Annotated in this window: 14 protein-coding genes; 9 read left to right on the top strand and 5 right to left on the bottom strand. The window is 70.3% G+C overall.

Going from position 1 to position 20,853, the window contains the following annotated elements; genetic code table 11:
- Nucleotides 1-47: 47 nt before the first annotated feature.
- Both ACLBXX_RS16895 and ACLBXX_RS16890 read right to left on the bottom strand, forming a co-directional pair.
- On the bottom strand, nt 48-2,873 hold the full coding sequence (locus ACLBXX_RS16895) for a family 78 glycoside hydrolase catalytic domain (protein WP_447658985.1): 2,826 nt from the start codon (nt 2,871-2,873) through the stop codon (nt 48-50).
- Nucleotides 2,874-2,927: 54 nt separating this feature from the next.
- Nucleotides 2,928-5,615 (bottom strand): family 78 glycoside hydrolase catalytic domain, encoded by a 2,688-nt coding sequence (locus ACLBXX_RS16890; RefSeq protein ID WP_447658984.1) that lies wholly within the window; start codon nt 5,613-5,615, stop codon nt 2,928-2,930.
- Between the two features lie 265 nt (nt 5,616-5,880).
- Here ACLBXX_RS16890 and ACLBXX_RS16885 point away from each other — a divergent pair, with 265 nt between their 5' ends.
- The 3 genes from ACLBXX_RS16885 (at nt 5,881) to ACLBXX_RS16875 (ending at nt 9,130) form a co-directional block, all read left to right on the top strand.
- Complete coding sequence (locus ACLBXX_RS16885; protein WP_387140965.1) at nt 5,881-7,203, top strand: ABC transporter substrate-binding protein; 1,323 nt, start codon at nt 5,881-5,883, stop codon at nt 7,201-7,203.
- A gap of 80 nt (nt 7,204-7,283) precedes the next feature.
- Nucleotides 7,284-8,216, top strand: a complete 933-nt coding sequence (locus tag ACLBXX_RS16880; RefSeq protein WP_376013564.1) for a carbohydrate ABC transporter permease — start codon at nt 7,284-7,286, stop codon at nt 8,214-8,216.
- A complete protein-coding gene (locus ACLBXX_RS16875; RefSeq protein WP_387140970.1) occupies nt 8,213-9,130 on the top strand; it encodes a carbohydrate ABC transporter permease in 918 nt (305 codons plus the stop codon). Before ACLBXX_RS16880 ends, ACLBXX_RS16875 begins: the two co-directional genes overlap by 4 nt.
- A gap of 12 nt (nt 9,131-9,142) precedes the next feature.
- Here the strand turns inward: ACLBXX_RS16875 and ACLBXX_RS16870 are convergent, their stop codons facing one another.
- Nucleotides 9,143-9,925 carry a nucleotidyltransferase domain-containing protein gene (locus ACLBXX_RS16870; protein ID WP_387140973.1) on the bottom strand — a complete coding sequence of 261 codons (783 nt, stop codon included), beginning with the start codon at nt 9,923-9,925 and terminating at the stop codon, nt 9,143-9,145.
- A 182-nt stretch (nt 9,926-10,107) separates the two neighbouring features.
- On the opposite strand from ACLBXX_RS16870, the gene ACLBXX_RS16865 reads away from it, so the two are divergent.
- From ACLBXX_RS16865 to ACLBXX_RS16840, 6 genes are read left to right on the top strand one after another with little or no spacing between them, the layout of a single operon-like run.
- Complete coding sequence (locus ACLBXX_RS16865; RefSeq protein WP_387140976.1) at nt 10,108-10,503, top strand: L-rhamnose mutarotase; 396 nt, start codon at nt 10,108-10,110, stop codon at nt 10,501-10,503.
- Nucleotides 10,500-11,666 (top strand): L-rhamnose isomerase, encoded by a 1,167-nt coding sequence (gene rhaI / locus ACLBXX_RS16860; protein WP_376013552.1) that lies wholly within the window; start codon nt 10,500-10,502, stop codon nt 11,664-11,666. Before ACLBXX_RS16865 ends, rhaI begins: the two co-directional genes overlap by 4 nt.
- A 29-nt stretch (nt 11,667-11,695) precedes the next feature.
- A complete protein-coding gene (locus ACLBXX_RS16855; protein ID WP_447658983.1) occupies nt 11,696-12,670 on the top strand; it encodes an alpha/beta hydrolase fold domain-containing protein in 975 nt (324 codons plus the stop codon).
- Entirely contained in the window at nt 12,667-14,703 is a 2,037-nt protein-coding gene (locus ACLBXX_RS16850) for a bifunctional aldolase/short-chain dehydrogenase (RefSeq protein WP_447658982.1), read from the top strand. Before ACLBXX_RS16855 ends, ACLBXX_RS16850 begins: the two co-directional genes overlap by 4 nt.
- Nucleotides 14,700-16,172, top strand: a complete 1,473-nt coding sequence (locus ACLBXX_RS16845) for a rhamnulokinase (RefSeq protein WP_447658981.1) — start codon at nt 14,700-14,702, stop codon at nt 16,170-16,172. The genes ACLBXX_RS16850 and ACLBXX_RS16845 overlap by 4 nt, the downstream gene beginning before the upstream one ends.
- Complete coding sequence (locus ACLBXX_RS16840) at nt 16,169-17,158, top strand: serine hydrolase domain-containing protein (protein ID WP_447658980.1); 990 nt, start codon at nt 16,169-16,171, stop codon at nt 17,156-17,158. The genes ACLBXX_RS16845 and ACLBXX_RS16840 overlap by 4 nt, the downstream gene beginning before the upstream one ends.
- A 6-nt stretch (nt 17,159-17,164) precedes the next feature.
- Here the strand turns inward: ACLBXX_RS16840 and ACLBXX_RS16835 are convergent, their stop codons facing one another.
- Nucleotides 17,165-18,181 (bottom strand): LacI family DNA-binding transcriptional regulator, encoded by a 1,017-nt coding sequence (locus ACLBXX_RS16835; protein ID WP_387140994.1) that lies wholly within the window; start codon nt 18,179-18,181, stop codon nt 17,165-17,167.
- A 135-nt stretch (nt 18,182-18,316) separates the two neighbouring features.
- Nucleotides 18,317-20,836, bottom strand: a complete 2,520-nt coding sequence (locus ACLBXX_RS16830; RefSeq protein WP_447658979.1) for a beta-glucosidase — start codon at nt 20,834-20,836, stop codon at nt 18,317-18,319.
- Nucleotides 20,837-20,853 lie beyond the last annotated feature (17 nt).

The following is a 20,853-nucleotide window of genomic DNA, read 5'->3' as shown; positions in this document are numbered from 1 at the left end:
TGTAGGGCACAGCCGGGGAAGCGGTCGCCCGCTCCCCCAGCCGCCCGTCAGGCATCCGCCGTCGCCCCTTCGCGCTCCGCCGACAGCGCGGCGAGCGCCGCGGCGATCTCCTGCTGCGTCTCGGGCCCGGCGTGCATGAACAGCGCCTCGCCGAGCTCGCGGGCGTCCGACCACTTCGTGTGGGTGCGGAAGCCGTGCGCGGCCTCGGGGCTCGACGCCTCGAGCACCTGGCCGATGGCCTCGTACGCCTCGAGGTCGTCGATGACGGCGGCCAGGGTCGAGTCCAGGCCGATGCGCGATGCGGCGGCCGCCGGCGCGGTGTCGGCGACCTCCCACTCGTGGGCTCCCGAGCCGACCTCGAGCTCGCGCCCGTCGGGCAGCACGACGACGGCGGTCGTGTTCGGCGGCACCGTCGCCTCGACGCGGATGACGCCGTCCTGGCGCGACCACCCCGCACGCGCGGTGCCGTACGGCGTGAGGTGCTCGGCCCACGCGTGGTCGAACTCGGCCAGCGGGCGCGGCTGGATGCGGATGCGCTCGTATCCCGGCGCGTCGGGTGCGAGACCCGCGACCACGCGATGCAGCCAGTCGCCGACGGCGCCGAGCGCGTAGTGGTTGAACGACGTCATCTCGCCCGGGTTGATCGACCCGTCGGGAAGCATCGAGTCCCACCGCTCCCAGATCGTGGTCGCCCCCATGGTGACGGGGTACAGCCACGACGGGTTCTCCGTCTGCACCAGGAGGCGGCGCGCGGTCTCGAGGTTGCCGGTGCGCGTAAGGGCGTCCTGGATGATCGGCGTGCCGACGAAGCCGGTGCTGATGCGGTAGCCCGACAGTCGCGTGAGCTCGGCGAGCCGCGCGCCCAGCACCTCCTGCTGGTCGGCGGGGACGATGTCGAAGACGATCGCCATCGCGTACGCGGTCTGCGCGTCCGACATCATGCGCCCGGCGGGCGTCACGTACTCCGCGAGGAACGCGGCGCGCACCTCCTCCGCGATCTGGGCGTACTCCCGGGCCTCGTCGTCCTTGCCGAGGAGCGCGGCGGCGCGGGCCACGGCGTCCGCAGACCGGAAGAGGTACGCCGACGCCACGATGTCGGCATCCGTCTTCGCGTTGGCGGGCAAATGCGGCGGCGCGTCGGGGTCGAGCCAGTCGCCGAACTGGAACATCCCCTCCCATAGCCGGCGCGGGCCGGCCAGCCGGATGAGCACGTCCGCCCAGCCCTTCATGCTCGGGTACTGGCGCTCGACGGTGGCGACGTCGGCGTAGCGCTCGTGGAGCACCCACGGCACGATCGTGGCGGCATCACCCCACGCCGCGGCGGGGCGGGCGACGCCGAGCGCGTTCGGCACGACGAACGGCACCACGCCATCGACCTGCTCGAGCGCGAGGTCGCGCAGCCACGAGTCGAGGAATCCGCGCACGTCGTAGAGGAACGACGCCGTCGGCGCGAACACCTGGATGTCGCCCGTCCAGCCGAGACGCTCGTCGCGCTGCGGGCAGTCGGTGGGCAGGTACAGGAAGTTGCCGCGCAGGCCCCACACGATGTTCTCGTGCAGCTGGTTGACGAGCGGATGGGATGCCTCGAACCAGCCGGTGCGCTCCATGTCGCTGTGGATGACGACCGCGGTGACGGCGGACGGGTCGAACTCGCCCGGCCACCCGTCGATCTGGGCGTAGCGGAAGCCGTGGAACGTGAACTCGGGCTCCCACTCCTCGGCGCCCTGGCCCGACAGTGTGTAGTGGTCGGTCGCGGCGGCCGCGCGCAGCGGCCGCGTGCCGAGCTCGCCGTCCTCGAGCACTTCGGCGTGCCGCAGCGTGATGACGGAGCCTGCGGGACCCGACACGCGGATCCGGAGGCGCCCGACCAGGTTCTGGCCGAAGTCGAGGACCGTCTTGCCGCTCGGGGTGGTGATGACCTCGCGCACCGCGAGGTCTTCGATGCGTCGCACGAACGGCGACACGCGAGCCTCGGGCGCGCGCAGCGCGTCGAGCTCGGCGACCGGCGCCCAGTCGTCTGCGGCGTACCCCGCCTCGGCGAAGCCCCGGCCGTCGCGGTCGACGAGGGCGAGCCGGGCGTCGTGGTCCTCGCCCGCGTAGAGCCCGCTCGCCGTGAGGGGTCCGGTGGACGCCTGCCACGAGGCATCCGTGACGATCCATTCGCTCGACCCGTCGGCGTACTCGATGAGCAGCTGACCCGCGAAGCGCGGCTGGTCGGCGTAGAGGGGACGCGCGTTCTCGCGGAATCCGAAGCTCTCCGTCGCCCACGCGCCGGCCAGGCGCACGCCGATGGCGTTGTGGCCCTCCGCGACGAGACGGGTCACATCGGTGGTCTCGTGGATGGTGCGGTGCGCATACGGCGTCCAGCCGGGCTTCATCACCTGGTCGTCGACGTCGATGCCGTCGATCGCCACCTGGTACACGCCGAGCGCCGTCGCGTAGAGCGTGGCGCGTGCCACCGGACCGGTCACGTCGAACTCGGACCGCAGGTACGCGGGCTGCGCGTTCGCTGCGGGCGCGGCGAGGCCGATCGTCACGGCCTGCCACTCCCCCTCGGCGAGGAACCCGGCGACGACGCGCTGCGGCTCGCTCCAGTCACCCTCGACGCCGTCGACGCCGGTGACCCGCACGCGCAGCGCGGCCTCCTCGCGCGCGGAGAGCGGGGCGAACGGCCATGCGAGCCGCGTCGAGATCCGGCCGTCGACGCGGTGCGACGACACCTCGCCGGCTCGGGTGACCTCGACCTCGGCCCCGGCCTGCAGCCAGCCGGGGATGTCGGTCTCGGTGCGCCAGCCGATCTCGGGGGTGGGTGAGGCGACGACGTCGCTGCGGTACGGCGCGTCGATGACGATGTGGGGAACGGGGCCGCTCATGGCACTCCTCGGGTGTGTGGTCTGGGGTGGGGAAAGGGCTGACGGATGCTGCGATCAGGCCGGGACGACGGCGCCGGGCGTCGCGACGGCGGGCGCGGTGACCGTGATGCGATGCGTGCCGTGGCCGAGCTCGGTGGGGGCAGGAGCGCCGTCGACGGCCGTCTCCGAGCCCGCGGTGACCGGGAGGTCGAGCACGGCACGCGAGCCGAAGGGCACCTCGAGGGTGGCTTCGAAGACGTCGCCGTCGACGCGCCAGTCGATCGCGAGACGCCCCTGCGGGGTCTGGATCGACGCCGAGGCGTGCTCGAGTCCCACGGCCGGGCGAGGAGCCACGTGCACCGTGCGGTAGCCGGGGTCTTCGGCGTCCGGCGCGAGACCCGCCACCGTGCGGTACACCCAGTCGATCATCGCGCCGTACGCGTAGTGGTTGAACGACAGCATGCCGGTGTCCTCTTCCGAGGCATCCTCGGTGGGGAGCGCGTCCATGGCGCCGGAGTGGATGCTGCCGTCGGGGAGGATGGCGTCCCAGCGCTCCCACACCGTCGTCGCGCCGCGGTCCACCTGGTAGAGCCACGACGGGGCGTCACGGCGCAGCAGCATGAGGTACGCCTCGTCGAGGTGGCCCGAGTTCGACAGCGCGAACAGCACGAGGGGCGTGCCGAGGAATCCGGTCGCGATGCGGCCGTTCTCGCGGCGCACGTTCTCGGCGAGCGCGTCCGCGATCTCGGAGCGGCGCTCGGCCGGCGCCAGGGCGAATTCGAGGGCGATCGCCGCACCGCTCTGCGTGCGGATCGCCTCCTCGCCCCAGCGTTCGAAGGTCGCGGCTCCGACGTGGTCGGCGAGGGCCTCGTAGTCGCCGGCGTTCTCGGCGTCGCCGAGGATGCGCTCGGCGCGGGCGAGCAGGCGTGCCGACCACGAGTAGAAGGCGTTCGAGACGAAGTCGCTCGAGACTTTGGCCTCCCAGGGCCGCTCACCGGGGGCGTCGGGGTCGAGCCAATCGCCGAACTGGAAGTCGCCGCCCGGCAGCACGACGCCGTCGCCGGCGCGGCGGCGCAGGTGCTCCACCCAGCGCCGCATGCTGCTGCGCTGACGCGCGAGCACCTCCGTCGAGCCGTACGACTCGTAGACCGCGAGCGGCACGATGGTGGCGGCATCCGCCCATCCGGCGCGGCCCATGTTCTCGGTGGGCACGCCGCCCATGAGCATGTCCTGCGGGCGGATGATGTCGGGCACGACGGCGGGCACGCCGCCCTCGTCGGTCTGGTCGATCTCGAGATCGCGCAGCCACGACATCCAGAACGACTCGGTGTCCATGAGCGTGTTCGCCGTCGCCGCGAACGCCTGCGCGTCGCCGGTCCAGCCAAGACGCTCGTCCCGCTGCGGGCAGTCGGTGGGCACCGACACGAAGTTGTCGCGCTGCGACCAGAAGACGTTCGAGTGGAACCGGTCGAGCGCCTCATGCGACGACGAGAAGGTGCTCCGCGGCGCGAGATCGCTCGAGATCGCGACCGCCGTCGCCGAGACGACCTCGGCGCCCTCGACGTCGGCGTAGCGGAAGCCGTGGAACGTGAACGCGGGCTCCAGCGTGTGCTCGCCGTCGCGATCGAGCGTGTAGACGTCGGTGGCCTTCGCCGACCGCAGCGCCTTGACGTGCAGGTCGCCCGAGGGCTCGAGCACCTCGGCGTGGCGGACGGTGACGACATCGCCCGCGCGGCCGCGCACCACCAGGCGCACCCAACCCGACAGGTTCTGCCCGCCGTCCAGACGCGTGCGTCCGTCGTGCGGTGTGAGCGCCATCGGCAGCTCCGCCACCACGCGCACCGGCGGCGCCGAGCGGGGTTCGAATCGCGCGGAGTCGACATCGACGACGGATGCTGCGACCCAGCCGTCGCCCGCGAACCCGGGCTCGTGCACGGTGGGGTCGTCGAGGCGCAGGTCGGTCAGGGTGCCGTCGTAGATGCTGGCGCTGCGGAGCGGTCCGAACCCGGTCTGCCACGAGGCATCCGTCTTCGCGACGATCTCGCCGTCGGCCTCCACCTGCGCGAGCGCGCCGGTGCGGTCGCCGTAGATGGCCTGGCGGCGGGCGAAGCCGAAGCTGCCGCGGTACCAGCCGTCGGCGACGGCGAGGACGATGACGTTCGCGCCGGCCCGCAAGAGGGACGTGACGTCGAGCGTGTCGACGACGATGCGCTCCTGGTACGACGTCCACCCCGGCGTGAGGAGGGCGTCGGTCGCGCGGACGCCGTTGATCCACGCATCGACGAGACCGAGCGCGCTCAGGCGCAGCCGGGCGGCGGTCGGCACCTCGTCGACGACGAACTCGGTCCGGAGCAGCGGCACGGGTCCGTCGGCGGGGGTGTCGGCGCCGATGACGGATGCCTCGAGCTCCGGTCCGTCGACGCCGGCTTCGACGACCAGCGGCTCGCTCCACGCGCTCCACCCGCGCGGCGTGGCGACGCGCACGGAGAAGGCGCGGCGCTCGCGGGCGGCGAGCTCTCCCGGAACCGCGATGCCGACCGTCCGGGAGTCGGCGACCGGCTCCGCAGGCGTGGGCTCGGCTCCCTCAGCGCCTTCTGCCACCTGATAGCCGACGAGACGGGCATCGGGATCGTCGCTCTCGGCACGCCAGCTGAGGCGGAGCCCGGTGCGCGGCACGCCGAGCAATCCGGCGCCGTGCTGGGTGCGCAGTCCGGCGACCCGCACGCCGGGATCGACTGCGGAGGCAGAGGGAAGAGCCGTCATGGCTGAGTCCTTTCGGCGGTCGGCCGCGTCGCCGACCCGCTCGACCATCGTGAAACGATTCACGCTCGTTGTCAATCGAAGTGTAGACCGTTACACGATCGTGACGGATCAGTTCGGATCCCACTGTTGACCCCGTGCCGGAACGGACGTACCTTACGAGGGTTGAATGGTTTCAATGCCACCCGGGCAGCGAGTCGATCAACGCAGCACCAGGGAATCCGGCAGCGTGGGCGGACCATCCGCTCGGCTTTACAAGGAGGTAAAGATGAAGAGCTCTTCCACCCGGAGAGTGCTCCTCGCAACCGCGGGAGTGGTGGCACTCGCCGTGCCGCTGGCCGCGTGCAGCGGTGGTGGCGGTTCCAACGACGGCAAGGTCGAGATCAGCTATCTCACCCAGAGCGACGACGCCAACACCAACCAGGCCAAGGCGCTCATCGCGGCCTTCGAGAAGGCCAACCCCGACATCACCGTCAAGCTCGAGACGCAGCCCGGCGGCACCGAGGGTGACAACCTCATGAAGACCAAGCTGTCGACGGACTCGATGAACGACGTCTTCCACTACAACTCGGGCTCGCTCATGCAGGCGCTGAACCCCGACCAGACGCTGGTGAACCTCAGCGACGAGGACTGGGTCAAGGACCTCACCGACGACTTCAAGGCCGTCGTGTCGACCGACAACGGACTCTACGGCGCGCCCTGGGGCACGTCGTTCGCCGGCGCGGTGCTCTACAACAAGAAGGTCTACGAGAAGCTCGGCCTCGAGGTCCCCACGACGTGGGACGAGTTCATCGCGAACAGCGAGAAGATCAAGTCCGACGGCGGCGGCGTCGCCCCGATCCTGCAGTCCTTCGGCGACACCTGGACCAGCCAGCTGTTCGTCCTCGGCGACTTCGCGAACGTCTCGAAGGTCAACCCCGACTGGGCCGAGGAGTACACCGCCAACGACCCGAAGGCCAAGTACGTCGAAGAGCCGGCACTGGCGGGCTTCACCCACGGCGCCGAGGTCTTCGAGAAGGGCCTGCTCAACGAGGACTTTGCGTCGATGACCAACGCCCAGGCGATGAACGCTCTGGCGGAAGGCACGGGCGCGCAGTACCCGATGCTGTCGGCGACCATCTCGCAGGTCCAGCAGGACAACCCCGACCTGGTGAACGACATCGGCGTGTTCGCCCTGCCGGCAGCGGACGCCGCGGACACCGCGATCACGATGTGGCAGCCGAACGCCATCTACATCGCCAAGTCCACCGAGGGCGACAAGCTCGACGCCGCCAAGAAGTTCGTGGCATTCGCCAACTCGAAGGACGGCTGCCAGGTCCAGAACGAGGGCGGCTCCATCGCCGGCCCGTACGTCACGAGCGCCTGCACGCTGCCCAGCGATGTGCCCGACCTCGTGAACGACATCCAGGCGTACTTCGACTCCGACGCCACCGGGTCTGCTCTCGAGTTCCTCTCCCCCATCAAGGGACCGAACCTCGAGAACATCACCGTCGCGGTCGGCTCCGGAATCACGGGCGCCGAGGACGGCGCGGCGCAGTACGACGACGATGTGAAGAAGCAGGCCCAGCAGCTGGGTCTCCCGGGCTGGTGATCAGGCACCGGGTTCACTGAGAACAAGTAAGACCGGGGCCGGCGGCCACGCCGCCGGCCCCGTTTCACGAAGGAGTGAAAATGACGACCGCAGTCGCGCCGACCGGAGCGGCCCCACCCGCCACCAAGGGCACCTCCGGGCAGAAGAAGCGCAAGGGCATCCGAAGCCCGTACCCCAGCTGGTTCTACATCCCCGCCGCCGTGCTGTTCCTCGTGTTCTTCGCGGTGCCGACGTTCGCGTCGTTCTACTTCTCGCTCACCCGCTGGACCCTTTTCAACGTCGAGTTCATCGGCTTCGACAACTTCGTCCAGTTCTTCCAGGAGCCCCAGCTCGTCCAGGGCTTCATCAACACCTTCATCTACGGCTTCGTCACCTCGGCGTCGAAGGTCGTGCTGGGGCTGGCGCTCGCGCTGCTCCTGACCGGGCCCATCCTCGGCCGCGGTTACCTGCGCGCCGTCGTGTTCTTCCCGGTCCTCGTCTCCACGATCGGCGTCGGCCTCACCTTCAAGGCGCTGCTCGACCCGTTCCACGGCGTCGTGAACAACGTCCTCGGGTTCTTCAACCTCCCCGAGCCCGGCTGGTACACCGACCCGAGCCTCGCCCTGCTGACCGTCGCGGGCGTCGACATCTGGAAGGGCGTCGGGATCGCGACCCTCATCTTCATGGCCGGCATCGTCGCGATTCCCCACGAGTACTTCGAGGCGGCGCGCATGGACGGCGCGGGCGCGTGGTCGATCTTCCGGAACATCACGCTGCCGCTCGTGCGCCCCGCGACCGCGACCGTGATCATCCTCTCCCTCATCGGCGGCCTCCGGGAGTTCGCGATGATCTGGGCGATGACCAAGGGCGGTCCCGGCTTCTCCAGCGACGTGATCGCCTCCGTCATCTACAAGCAGTACCAGGCGGGCTTCTTCGGCCTGTCCACCGCGGGCAACGTCATCCTCTTCATCGTCGTCACGGCGGTGATGGTGCCGGTCTCGTGGTTCCTCAACAGAAGGGAGGCGGAGCTGTGACCGTCACCGAGACCCTCACCACCGCCGACGCCCGCAAGCTCCGCGGCGGCCGCGCCCCACGGGAGGACCGGCGCCCGATGACGGCGCGTCGATGGATGCGCAAGTACCTGGTCGGCATCATCGCGATCATCGTCTCCGTCGTGGTCTTCCTCGTACCCTTCGTGTTCGTGTTCCTGCAGTCCGCGAAGGACTCGAAGGAAGCGGGCCTCGTCCAGTTCAGCCTCCCCACCGAATGGCAGTTCTGGCCGAACCTCGTCGAGGTGATCGAGAAGAACGACTACCAGGTGCTGTGGGCCTTCCTCTGGTCGACCGTCATCACCGTCTTCAGCTGCGCCATCATGGTCGTCCTCGCCGCGATGGTGGGATACGTCCTTCAGCGCAAGCGCACGAAGCTCAACCCGTTCATCAACTTCGCCGTTCTCGCGGCGCTCATCGTGCCCCCCGCGGTCGTTCCCACGATCTGGGTGCTGCAGGGCGTCGGACTGTTCAAGACGATCCCCGGCATGATCCTGATCGAGGCGACGTACGGGCTCGCATTCTGCGTGCTGCTGTTCCGCGCCTTCGTCGCCACGATCCCCCGCGAACTCGACGAGGCCGCGATCATCGACGGCGCGGGCCCGATGCGACTGTTCTTCACGGTCGTGCTGCCGCTGCTCAAGCCCGTGATCGTCACGGTCATCGTGGTGCAGGCGGTGTTCGTGTTCAGCGACTTCCAGAACCCGCTGTACTTCCTGCCCGGCAACGACTACCCCACGGTGCAGCTCGGCCTGTACAACTTCCAGAGCCAGACCGTGAGCCAGTTCAACCTTCTGTTCATGTACATCCTGCTGACGACCATCCCGCCGCTCATCATGTACATCTTCTTCAACCGACAGATCGTCGCGGGCATGACCAGCGGAGCGGTCAAGGGGTGATGGGCGGTGGCTTCACCAGAACTCCGCGGGGACACTCCCCCGGAGCCAGGCGAGTTCGTTGTCGCGGATGAACGTCGACAGCGCCTCGTCGGGGGTGAGGCCGTCCCCGACCCACTCGTCGAGGATCCGCATCAGCTCGTCCGCGACCTCGATGCCGGGCTCGTCGACGACCTGATTCCAGGCCTCGACGAAGCCTGCGGGCGTCGGAACGGCGTGGACCAGCTTCGAGACGTACTTGGGACCGGGAAGCATGACACGGTTCGCCGCGAGCGCCGCACGCGCGGCGGCCAGCGCCAGGTGGAGTCCGGCGTGGCGGCGGAGGAATCCGTCGCCACGCTCGACCGCCTGACGCAGGAAGTAGCCGCCGTACAGGTGGGTCTGCGCGACGAACGAGCGCACGCGGTCGTCCCACACCTCGTCCGGAAGCTCGACGATGCGGGCGATCGTCTCGTCGAGTCCCGGGACCACGCTCCAGGCCACCCGCGCGCCGAGGAACGACGCCCGCGTCGGGTCGTCGGCCTTCTCGACGGCCGTGGTGAGATACGACGGACTCACGAGCTTGATGTCGATGTACGAGCCGGGGTAGTCCAGGTCGCGTCGTTCGACCCAGGCGAAGCGCCCCTGCGCGGTCTCGGCCCCGAAGCGCTCCTCGTCGACGACGAGATACACGTCGACGTCGGAGTCCTCGCGCTCCCTGCCCTGGGCGACCGATCCCACGAGCACCACTCCCAGAGCCCCGGGCTGCTCCCGTACGGACTCGACATAGGCGGCCAGCGCCCGCTCCTGATGCTCCATCCGTGCTCCCTCGCGTCGAATCGGCTCTCACGCTATCGACACATCGTCACCCACGGCGTACGATTCGAGGGAAAGCGCTCTCCCACTTGCGGAAAGCGAACTCGCCGTTTATCGTTGAAACGATTCATCGCACCGGGGGTGTCGCAGCCGACATCGCCGCCCACCCGAGAGGCGTCCCACCCATGACCAGCGCGACCGCGACGAAGCGCGTCTGCTTCCAGCTGACGGTGCGACCCGAACTGCTGGACGAGTACGTCGCCCGCCACACGCCGGTGTGGCCCGAGATGCTCGCCGAGATCGCCGCCTCGGGTCGCCGCAACTATTCGCTCTTCCTGGGCGAAGGCGGACGCCTGATCGGCTACTACGAGACCGACGATGACGAGGCCGCACAGACCTACCTCGCCGGTTCCGAGGTCGCCGCGCGCTGGGAGGCCGAGATGGGCCGGTTCTTCGTCGGCCTCGAGGGCCGGCCCGACCAGGCGGCCACCCCGCTCACCGAGATCTTCAATCTGCACGACCAACTCGCCGCAGCCCGGGGCACGGCGACCGACACCACCGAAGAAGGCACCGCATCATGACGACGCTGTCACCCGACATCCAGTCCGCTCTCGAGGGCCAGGGCATCGAGCTGCCCAGCTGGGCGTTCGGCAACTCCGGCACGCGCTTCCGCGTGTTCACGACGCCCGGCACGCCGCGCGACCCGTACGAGAAGATCGCGGATGCCGCGCAGGTCAACGCCTACACGAAGCTCGCGCCGAGCGTGGCCCTGCACATCCCGTGGGACAAGGTCGACGACTACTCCGACCTGCGCCGCCACGCGGAAGACCTGGGCGTCGAGCTCGGCACCATCAACTCGAACACCTTCCAGGACGAGGACTACAAGTTCGGGGCGCTCACGCACCACGACGACCGCATCCGCAACAAGGCGATCGACCACCACCTCGAGTGCATCGACATCATGGATGCCACCGGCTCGCGCGACCTCAAGATCTGGCTCGCCGAGGGCTCGAACTACCCGGGGCAGGCCGACATCCGCGCCCGTCAGGACCGCCTGCAGGACTCGCTGCAGAAGATCTACGACCGGCTCGGCGAGGAGCAGCGTCTCGTGCTCGAGTACAAGTTCTTCGAGCCGGCGTTCTACCACACCGACGTTCCGGACTGGGGCACCTCCTACGCCCAGGTCGCCTCGCTCGGCGACAAGGCGATGGTCTGCCTCGACACCGGCCACCACGCTCCGGGCACCAACATCGAGTTCATCGTCATGCAGCTGCTGCGCCTCGGGAAGCTCGGCTCGTTCGACTTCAATTCGCGCTTCTACGCCGACGACGACCTCATCGTGGGCGCAGCCGACCCGTTCCAGCTGTTCCGCATCATCTTCGAGGTCGTGCGCGGCGGCGGCCTGAACAACCCCGACGTGGCGTTCATGCTCGACCAGTGCCACAACGTGGAGGACAAGATCCCCGGGCAGATCCGCTCGGTGCTCAACGTCCAGGAGATGACCGCCCGCGCGCTCCTCGTCGACCGCGACGCGCTCGCCGCCGCGCAACAGGCGAACGACGTGCTCGCCGCGAACGCCGTCTTCATGGACGCGTTCTACACCGACGTGCGTCCGGCGCTCGCCGAGTGGCGCGAGTCGCGCGGACTCGCCGCCGACCCGATGGCCGCATACGCGGCATCCGGCTACCAGCAGAAGATCGCCGCGGACCGCGTCGGCGGCACGCAGGCCGGCTGGGGCGCGTAGCCCCCGCACAAGCCCACCGGGGGCGTGGGATGCCGATCCTCGCGCCCCCGGTGCACCACTTCGATCCCGGCACCGCTGCCGGCCCGAACCCGAAGGACCTCATGAGCGAGCCCTACTCCGCCGCCGACGGACTCGTGCGCGTCTATCCCGCGCGGGAGCCGAACGGCACCGGACTCGTGTGGGCGCACGGCGGCGCCTTCGCCTTCGGCGACCTCGACATGCCCGAGTCCGATTGGGTGGCGTCTCAGCTCGCCGCGCGGGGCACGACGGTCGTGTCGGTCGACTACCGCCTCGCCCCCGTTCCGGCCGGATGGACGGATGCTGCGGGCCGGTCCCCCGGCGGACACCACTACCCCGCGGCATCCGACGACGTCCTCACGGCCTGGTCGTGGCTCGCCGAGAATGCCGGCCGCCTCCGCGTCGATCGCGACCGCATCGCCATCGGCGGCACGAGCGCCGGCGGCAACCTCGCCGCGGGTGCGACGCTGCGCCTCATCGAGCGGCGCGCGGCGCTCCCCGCGCTCGCGCTGCTCGCGTACCCGACTCTGCTCGCCGTGCAGCCGGCGCCCGATGCCGCGCTCCGCGCCGCGCTCGACGCACAGCCCGAGGCCGACCGCTTCGGCGCCGACCTGGTGCGCGCCATGTACGAGAACTACCTCGGCGGCTCCGTCGAGCGTGCCCCGCTCGGCGCAATCCCGGGCCTCGCCCGCCCCGTCGACCTCGTGCAGTTCCCGCCGACCCTCATCGTCAACGGCGACGTCGACGAGCTCCGCGTCTCGGGCGAGGCGTTCGCCGCATCCCTGCGCGCCGCCGGCCGTCCGATCGAGGTCGTGACCGAGCCCGGCACCGAGCACGGCCATCTGAACCGTCCGCACGAGGCCGCAGCATCCGTCACCATCGAGCGCTTCGCGACCCGTCTCACCGCCCTCCCCGCCAGCCGCCCCAGCCCGTCACCGCTTCGCTCGCCTGAGCGCCCCAGCCACATCAGAAGGAACGCATCATGACCAACCCGGCCGTCTCCGACCTCATCTCCCGGTCGAACCGCCTCGGCGCCGACCCGAAGAACACGAACTACGCCGGCGGCAACACGTCGGCGAAGGGCACCGAGACCGACCCGGTCACCGGTGAGCCCGTCGAGCTGCTGTGGGTCAAGGGCTCGGGCGGCGACCTCGGCACGCTCAAGGAGTCCGGCCTCGCGGTGCTGCGCCTGGACCGCTTCCGCTCGCTCGTGAACGTCTACCCGGGTGTGGACCGCGAGGACGAGATGGTCGCCGCGTTCGACTACTGCCTGCACGGCAAGGGCGGGGCCGCCCCCTCGATCGACACCGCCATGCACGGGCTCGTCGACGCGAACCACGTGGACCACCTGCACCCCGACTCGGGCATCGCGATCGCGACCGCCGCCGACGGCGAGGAGCTGACCGCGAAGATCTTCGGCGACAAGGTCGTGTGGGTGCCGTGGCGCCGCCCCGGCTTCCAGCTCGGTCTCGACATCTCCGAGATCAAGAAGGCGAACCCGCAAGCCATCGGCACGATCCTCGGCGGACACGGCATCACCGCGTGGGGCGACACGTCCGAGGAGGCCGAGCAGAACTCGCTCTGGATCATCGAGACCGCCCAGGCGTACATCGACGCCAACGGCAAGGCCGAGCCCTTCGGCGGCGTGCGTGCCGGCTTCGAGGCCCTTCCCGAGACCGAGCGCCGCGCCAAGGCCGCCGCGCTCGCCGCGACCATCCGCGGGATCGCGTCGACCGACAAGCCGATGGTCGGCCACTTCACCGACGCCGAGGTCGTCACCGACTTCCTCGCCTCGGAGCGCGCGCCCGAGCTCGCCGCGCTCGGCACCAGCTGCCCCGACCACTTCCTGCGCACCAAGGTCAAGCCGCTCATCCTCGACCTGCCGGCCGACGCCTCGGTCGAGGACTCCATCGCGCGCCTGCACGAGCTGCACGAGGAGTACCGCGCCGACTACCAGGCCTACTACGACGCGCACGCGACCGCCGAGTCGCCCGCGATCCGCGGCGCCGACCCGCTCATCGTCCTCATCCCCGGCGTCGGCATGTTCTCGTACGGCGCGAACAAGCAGACGGCCCGCGTCGCCGGCGAGTTCTACGTCAACGCGATCAACGTGATGCGCGGCGCCGAGGCGCTGTCGACCTACTCGCCGATCTCCGACGCCGAGAAGTTCCGCATCGAGTACTGGGCCCTCGAAGAGGCGAAGCTCCAGCGCATGCCCAAGCCCAAGACCCACCAGGGCCGCATCGCGCTCGTCACGGGCGCCGCATCCGGCATCGGCAAGGCCATCGCCGTCCGCCTGGCCGCCGAGGGCGCGTGCGTGATCGTCGCCGACCTCGACCTCGAGAAGGCGCAGGCCGCCGCGGCCGAGCTCGGCAACACGGACGTCGCCATCGGCGTGGCCGCGAACGTCGCCGACGCCGACGCCATCCAGGCGGCGTTCGACGCCGCGGTGCTCGCGTTCGGCGGGGTCGACCTCGTCGTCAACAACGCCGGCCTGTCGCTGTCGAAGCCGCTGCTGGAGACCACCGAGAAGGACTGGGACCTGCAGCACGACGTCATGGCCAAGGGCTCCTTCCTCGTGTCGAAGGCCGCCGCGAAGATCCTCATCGACCAGAAGCTCGGCGGCGACGTCATCTACATCTCGTCGAAGAACTCCGTCTTCGCCGGACCGAACAACATCGCGTACTCGGCCACCAAGGCCGACCAGGCCCACCAGGTGCGCCTGCTCGCGGTCGAGCTCGGCGAGCACGGCGTGCGCGTCAACGGCATCAACCCCGACGGCGTCGTGCGCGGCTCGGGCATCTTCGCCGCCGGCTGGGGCGCCAACCGCGCCGCGACGTACGGGGTCAAGGAAGAGGACCTCGGCCAGTTCTACGCCAACCGCACCATCCTCAAGCGCGAGGTCGTGCCCGAGAACGTCGCCGACGCGGTGTACGTCCTCACCGGCCCCGAGCTCAGCCGCACCACGGGCCTCCACATCCCCGTCGACTCCGGCGTCGCCGCCGCGTTCCTGCGATGACGGACGCTTCGACAGGCTCAGCGACCGGGGCTGCGGCAGACGCCGCCCCCGTCCGCGGCGGCGTCGTCGCCGCCGTCGATCTCGGCGCGACCAGCGGACGTGTGATGCTCGGCTACGTCGACGACGGGATGCTGCGCCTCGAGCAGGTGTCGAGATTCCCGAACGGTCCCGTGCCCGGGGCCGACAACTCCCTGCACTGGGACTTCTCGGCGCTGTACCGCCACATCGTCGACGGCCTCGCCGAGGCGCTGCGTCGTGAGCCCGGCATCGCGAGCATCGGCATCGACTCGTGGGCCGTCGACTACGGCCTGGTCAACGGCGAGGAGCTGCTCGGCGAGCCGTTCCACTATCGCGATGAGCGCACCGCGCGCGGCGTCGAGATGGTGCACGCACGGGTGCCGTTCGACGAGCTCTACCGCCGCAACGGGCTGCAGTTCCTGCCGTTCAACACGCTCTACCAGTACGTCGTCGAGACGGCGCTGCAGGACGCGAGCTCCGCGCTGCTCGTGCCCGATCTCGTCGCGTTCCTGCTGACCGGCGCGCGCGTCGCCGAGCGCACCAACGCGTCGACGACCGGGCTGGTCGACGTGAACACCGGCACCTGGGACCTCGAGCTCGCCGCGAAGCTGGGGGTTCCGGCATCCGTGCTTCCCGAGCTCGTCGATCCCGGCGCCCCCCTCGGCACCCTCCACGGCGAAGCGCGCGAGCGCGTGGGCGCGGCGCTCGAGGTGATCGCGGTCGGCTCGCACGACACCGCCTCGGCCGTCGTCGCGGTGCCGCTCAGCACCCCCGATGCGGCCTACATCTCGTGCGGCACGTGGGGCCTGGTCGGCGTCGAGCTCGACCAGCCCGTCGTCAGCGACGCGGCCCGCGAGGCGAACTTCACGAACGAGGGCGGCGTGGACGGACGCGTGCGCTTCCTCCACAACGTCACCGGCCTCTGGCTGCTGAGCGAGGCCGTGCGCACGTGGGAGGCCGAGGACGGCGCGGCGATCGACCTTCCCGGATTGCTGGATGCCGCGGCATCCGTGTCCGGCGACATCGCGCTGTTCGACGCCAACGACCCGCGACTGTCGGCCCCTGGCGACATGCCCGCGCGCATCGCGGCGGTGCTCGGCGAGAGCGGTGCGTCGGTGCCGGCGACCCGCGCGGCGTTCGCTCGCACGATCGTCGAGAGCATCGCGCAGGCATTCGCGGACGCGCTCGCGACAGCCGCTCGGCTCTCGGGCAGGAACATCGACGTGATCCACATCGTCGGCGGCGGCGCCCTCAACCGGCTGCTGTGCCAGGCGACCGCCGACCGCTCGGGCCTTCCCGTACTCGCCGGCCCGGTCGAGGCGACCGCGCTCGGCAACGTGCTCGTGCAGGCGCGCGCCCACGGGTGGTTCGGCCCCGACGCGTCTCTCGAGGACCTGCGGCGCGTGGTGGCGGCATCCGTGTCTCCCGAGCGGTACGAGCCCCGCTCGTGACCGGCTACGGGGCAGCATTCGACTGGGCGCGACGGCATGTGGAGGCGGGACGCCTGCCCAGCGCGGTCCTGGGTGTCGCGACCGCCGACGGCGTCGTCGCGCTCGACGCGTTCGGCGCGACCGACGGGCGGACGGCACAGGTCGAGGATCCGTACTGGCTGTTCTCGATCACCAAGGTGCTCACCGGCCTCACCGCCGCACGCGCGATCGAGCGCGGCCTGCTCACCACCGAGACGCCGCTCAGCGCAGCGCTACCCGCGTTCGGAGCCGGCCGGGACGACGTCGTGCGCCTTCGCCACCTCGCGAGCCACACCTCCGGCATCCGCGAACCCACGCTCGACCCCGCCGAGGGGCTGCGCGCCGCACTGCTCGCGCCGGGCCGCGACTTCGCCGCCGGCATCGCCTCGCGCTACTCGACGGTGGCGTTCAACGGCATCGCCGAACTCGTGCGCCACACCACCGGACGGACATGGGATGCCGACGTCACGGAGTGGGCTGCCGCGCTCGGCGCGAGCGGTTTCACGCTGGACCCGGCCGTCGAGCCGCACACGGTGGTCGACGCAGAGCGTCTGGGCCTGGACATGCGCGGATTCGCGAGCCACCGCAACCCCGGCGCGGGCATGATCGGCACGGCGAGCGATCTCCTCGCGCTCGGCTCGGCGCTGCTGCGCATCGGGCAGGGCGAGGCCGGCGGCGTCGTGCAGCCGGCGACCCTCGCGATGATGCTCCGCCCGCTCACCGGAGACATCCCGCGCCTCGAGCCGTACCCCGCCGAGCGCGGGCAGGACTGGGGCTTCACCTGGAACCTGCGCACGCGCGCCCCCGGCCTCATCGACCGCGACGTGTACGGCCACGGCGGATGGGCGGGCACCGAGTTCTGGGTGCACCCGAGCGCGGGCGTCGCCTTCGTGCTGCTCACCAACCAGGCCGAGCGGCCGGGCGTCGATCTCGACGAGCTCGACAACGCGGTGGTCGCGGCGCGCTGATCCCCCTCAGCTCGAAGGAGCGCGCGTGGAGGTGCGCACCTTCAGCTCGATCTCGAAGATCTCGTGCATCGCCTCGGTGCGCCCGGCGATGCGCTCCAGCAGCATCTCGACGGCACGCGCGCCCATCGCTTCACCAGGTTGGTGCACGGTCGTGAGCCCGAGCGCGGGGTGAGAGGCCATGGGAACGTCGTCGTACCCGACCACGGCGAGCGGCACCCCGGCCTCCTTCGCGGCGCGCATCGCACCGAAGGCGAGTTCGTCGTGGGCCGCGAACACGGCGGTGGCCGTCGTCCCGTCCGCGAGCATGCGGCGAACGACGTCCGAGGACGGACCCTCGCCCTCGTCGGTGCGCCAGACCGCGGCGTGCGCGCCGAGCCCCGCGTCCGCCATGGCCGCCTCGTACTCGCGCAGGCGCACGCCGTGCGGGAACGGCTCGAAGGCGCCGGATTCGTGCAGGGTGAGATGCGCGATCCGGCGGTGGCCGAGGTCGAGCAGGTGCTGCATCGCCGCACGGGCCCCCGCGGCGTCGTCGCCCGCGACCACGTCATACCGGTCGGAGGTGTCGTGGCGCCCGAACATGACGACGGGTACGGAACCGGAGATCCGCTCCAGCCCCGCTTCGTCGACGCGCGGCGACACCGCGATGACGCCGTCCACCTGACGGTCCACCAGCGCCTCGAGCGCCCGCAGGCCCTCGCGCGACCCGGCTTCGGCCGGGGCGATGATGAGCTGGTACGGCGTTCCTTCGAGGGCGCTCGTGGCACCGCGTGCGATCCGCGCGAAGAAGTGGTTGGCCAGATCCGGAAGCTCGATGCCGAGCGTGTACGTGCGTCCGCGCATCGCCCGCGCCGCGATCCGCGGACGGTAGTTCAGCTCGGTCATCGCGGCCGTCACCCGCTCGCGCATCCCGTCGCTCACGCCGTAGGCGTTGCGCAGCACCTTCGACACGGCGGCACGAGAGACGCCGGCCGTCCGCGCGACGTCCTCGATCGTCGCGTGGCGCGGGGAGGGGGCATCCGTCATTCTTCTCCTCGTCGGTGCAGACCTGCAGGGCAAACGTACCCCGGCGCGCCCGGGAAAGCGTCGTCCGCCCCGTGGCGGCACCACGGGGCGGACAGTTGGTCCGGGGGCGACCCAGGGAGTGCCGCCCCCGGGGTCTCAGCGCAGGTCCTTGCGGTTCACCTGGACGACCTCGCTGACGTTCCCGCTGTGGTCGGTGACGCGGAACGAGACGGTGCTCTTCGCGTCGACCTGCAGCGGACCCGTGTACGGGGCCCATGCCGAGGCATCCTGCTTGTTCTTCTGGGTCGAGTACTCGATCAGCGCGACGCCGCTCAGCTCGTCGGCCGCGGCGACCACGACCTTCTGGCTGCCGTTGACCGTGATCGAGGTGATCTTCGGCGCGACGCGGTCGACGAACACGTCCTGCGTGAGCGGCAGGTCGCGCGACGACGATCCGACGGCGAAGGTGTACTCGCCGTCCAGCACGGTCCAGGTGTCGGCGTCCACATCCCAGATGGAGAAGGGCTGGTTGCTCGCCGTCGAGTCGACGACGACCTCGACCCGGGTGCTCGCACCCGCCGCGAGCTCGACGCGGTCGAAGCCGACGAGTCGCTTGCCGGGCTCCTCAGCCGCGTCGGGCAGCGTCAGGTAGACCTGCGGGATCTCCGCGCCGGCGCGGGCGCCGGTGTTGGTCACCGTGAACGACACCTTCGACAGCACGTCACCGGTCGCCGGATCGTCCACGTGGTCGACCGCCAGGTCGCTGTACGCGAAGGACGTGTACGACAGGCCGTGCCCGAACTCGAACAGCGGATCGATGCCCTGCGCGTCGTACCACTTGTAGCCGACCTGGAGACCCTCGGTGTAGTTCACCTGGCGTGCCTCCGTCGACCCGGCGGGCCGGGTGGTCGATCCGTTGGAGAAGATGCCGGGGTAGCGTGCCGGGTCGCTTCCGGTCGGTGTGTCGGCCACCGACTTCGGGAAGGTCATCGGCAGCTTGCCCGACGGGTTGACGTCACCCCAGAGAAGAGCGGCCAGAGCGGGGCCCATCTGCTCACCGGCGAACCAGTTGCTGAACACCGCGTCGACGTCGTCGATCCATGGCATCTCGACCGCGGTTCCGCTGTTGAGGACCACCACGGTGTCGTCGTTCGCCGCAGCGACGGCCTGCACGAGCGCGTCACCGTTCGAGTCGAGGCGGAGGTCTGCCGTGTCGGCGAACTCACCCGTGCGGATGTAGCCGAACACGATGGCGACGTCGGCTTGGGCAGCGGTCGCGGCGACCGAGGCGAGGTCGGCGCCGTTGTTGTAGACGACGCTTCCGCCCGAGGCCTGCACCCGCTCGGTGATCGCGGTGAGCGGGTCGACGACGTTGGCGCAGTTGAGCACGCCACCTGCGCCGAAGCCTCCGGCCGAGCACGCCTGCGCGGAGCTGATGCCGCCCGTCGGCGTCTTCGAGGCCGTCGGACCGACGACCGCGACCGTGAGCGGTCCGTCGTCGAGGGGCAGGATGCCGTCGTCGTTCTTCAGCAGCACGGCACTCTCCTCGGCGAGCTCGCGCGCCAGGGCGCGGGACTCGTCCGTCGCGGTGACGGGCGTCGAGGTCGCGGGGAGCGGGTGGTCGAACAGCCCCTCCTTGATGTAGGTGCGCACGACCCGGAACGCGGCCTCGTCGATGCGCTGCTGGGTGATCTCCCCCGCCGCCAGAGCAGCGTCCAGCCGAACCGGCGTGAACCAGATCGGCCGGTTGAGCTCCTGGTCGAGGCCGGCCATGAGCGACGGACCCGTCGAGTGGACCGAGCCGAAGTCGCTCATGACGTAGCCGTCGAAGCCCATCTTGTCGCGCAGGCTCGTCGTGAGGGTGTCGTTCTCGCACGACCAGATGCCGTTGATCTGGTTGTACGAGCACATCAGGCTGTCGGGGTCGCTCTCCTTGATCGCGATCTCGTACGGCAGGTCGTACACCTGCCGGAACGTGCGCTCGTCGATGTTCGAGGAGCTGTTGTTGCGGTCGAGCTCCTGCTCGTTCGCGACGTAGTGCTTGAGGTTGGCGATGACCGGCTTATCGGGGCTGCTGCCGTCCTCGATGCCGCGGACGTTCGCGGCGCCCATGAGGCCGGAGAGCAGCGCGTCCTCTCCGAAGTACTCCGCATTGCGGCCCGAGAGCGGGGTGCGGCCGCTGGCGACGCCCGGGCCGAGGATGACGTTGCTGCGGTTGTCGAACGCCTCGTCCGCGTGGATCGCGCCCTTCTGCTCTCCCAGCTCGAGGTTCCATGAGGCCGCGACGGCGATGGGGCCCGGCCACGCGGTGGTGCCCGCCTTGCCGTGCGCACCCTCGGCGCCGTTCGAGTAGATGACGGTGGGTGTGCAGTCCACCTGCACGGGGTAGACGACGCCGCCCGACCAGGTCGTCTGCTGCGGGCTGTTCGCGGGCTGCTCCACGAGCCAGCGGTACTTCTGGTGCTGCGTGCTGGCGGCCAGCAGCGCCTCAGCCCTCTGGTCGGCCGACTTCGAGGTGTCCATCCAGGGGACGGTGGCGCAGTCGGCGGCCGCAGCGGGTGCCGCGAACGCGACAGTTCCGCCCGCGGCGATCAGTGCGGCGCCCAGCAGGAGCGCCGTCGTACGTCGGCGCGCGCGCGGATTTCGCGTGAGGTTGGTGGTTTGAGGCGACATCATCGTGCTTTTCCTCTCCC

This window comes from Microbacterium sp. C23T, assembly GCF_053345975.1.
This window is presented reverse-complemented; position numbering and strand designations above follow the sequence as displayed.

Bases quoted from the DNA above. Each gene is read 5' to 3' on its own strand.
- ACLBXX_RS16895 (WP_447658985.1), bottom strand. From the start codon at position 2,873: ATGAGCGGCCCCGTTCCCCACATCGTCATCGACGCGCCGTACCGCAGC.
- ACLBXX_RS16890 (WP_447658984.1), bottom strand. From the start codon at position 5,615: ATGACGGCTCTTCCCTCTGCCTCCGCAGTCGATCCCGGCGTGCGGGTC.
- ACLBXX_RS16885 (WP_387140965.1), top strand. From the start codon at position 5,881: ATGAAGAGCTCTTCCACCCGGAGAGTGCTCCTCGCAACCGCGGGAGTG.
- ACLBXX_RS16880 (WP_376013564.1), top strand. From the start codon at position 7,284: ATGACGACCGCAGTCGCGCCGACCGGAGCGGCCCCACCCGCCACCAAG.
- ACLBXX_RS16870 (WP_387140973.1), bottom strand. From the start codon at position 9,925: ATGGAGCATCAGGAGCGGGCGCTGGCCGCCTATGTCGAGTCCGTACGG.
- ACLBXX_RS16865 (WP_387140976.1), top strand. From the start codon at position 10,108: ATGACCAGCGCGACCGCGACGAAGCGCGTCTGCTTCCAGCTGACGGTG.
- rhaI (WP_376013552.1), top strand. From the start codon at position 10,500: ATGACGACGCTGTCACCCGACATCCAGTCCGCTCTCGAGGGCCAGGGC.
- ACLBXX_RS16855 (WP_447658983.1), top strand. From the start codon at position 11,696: ATGCCGATCCTCGCGCCCCCGGTGCACCACTTCGATCCCGGCACCGCT.
- ACLBXX_RS16850 (WP_447658982.1), top strand. From the start codon at position 12,667: ATGACCAACCCGGCCGTCTCCGACCTCATCTCCCGGTCGAACCGCCTC.
- ACLBXX_RS16845 (WP_447658981.1), top strand. From the start codon at position 14,700: ATGACGGACGCTTCGACAGGCTCAGCGACCGGGGCTGCGGCAGACGCC.
- ACLBXX_RS16835 (WP_387140994.1), bottom strand. From the start codon at position 18,181: ATGACGGATGCCCCCTCCCCGCGCCACGCGACGATCGAGGACGTCGCG.
- ACLBXX_RS16830 (WP_447658979.1), bottom strand. From the start codon at position 20,836: ATGATGTCGCCTCAAACCACCAACCTCACGCGAAATCCGCGCGCGCGC.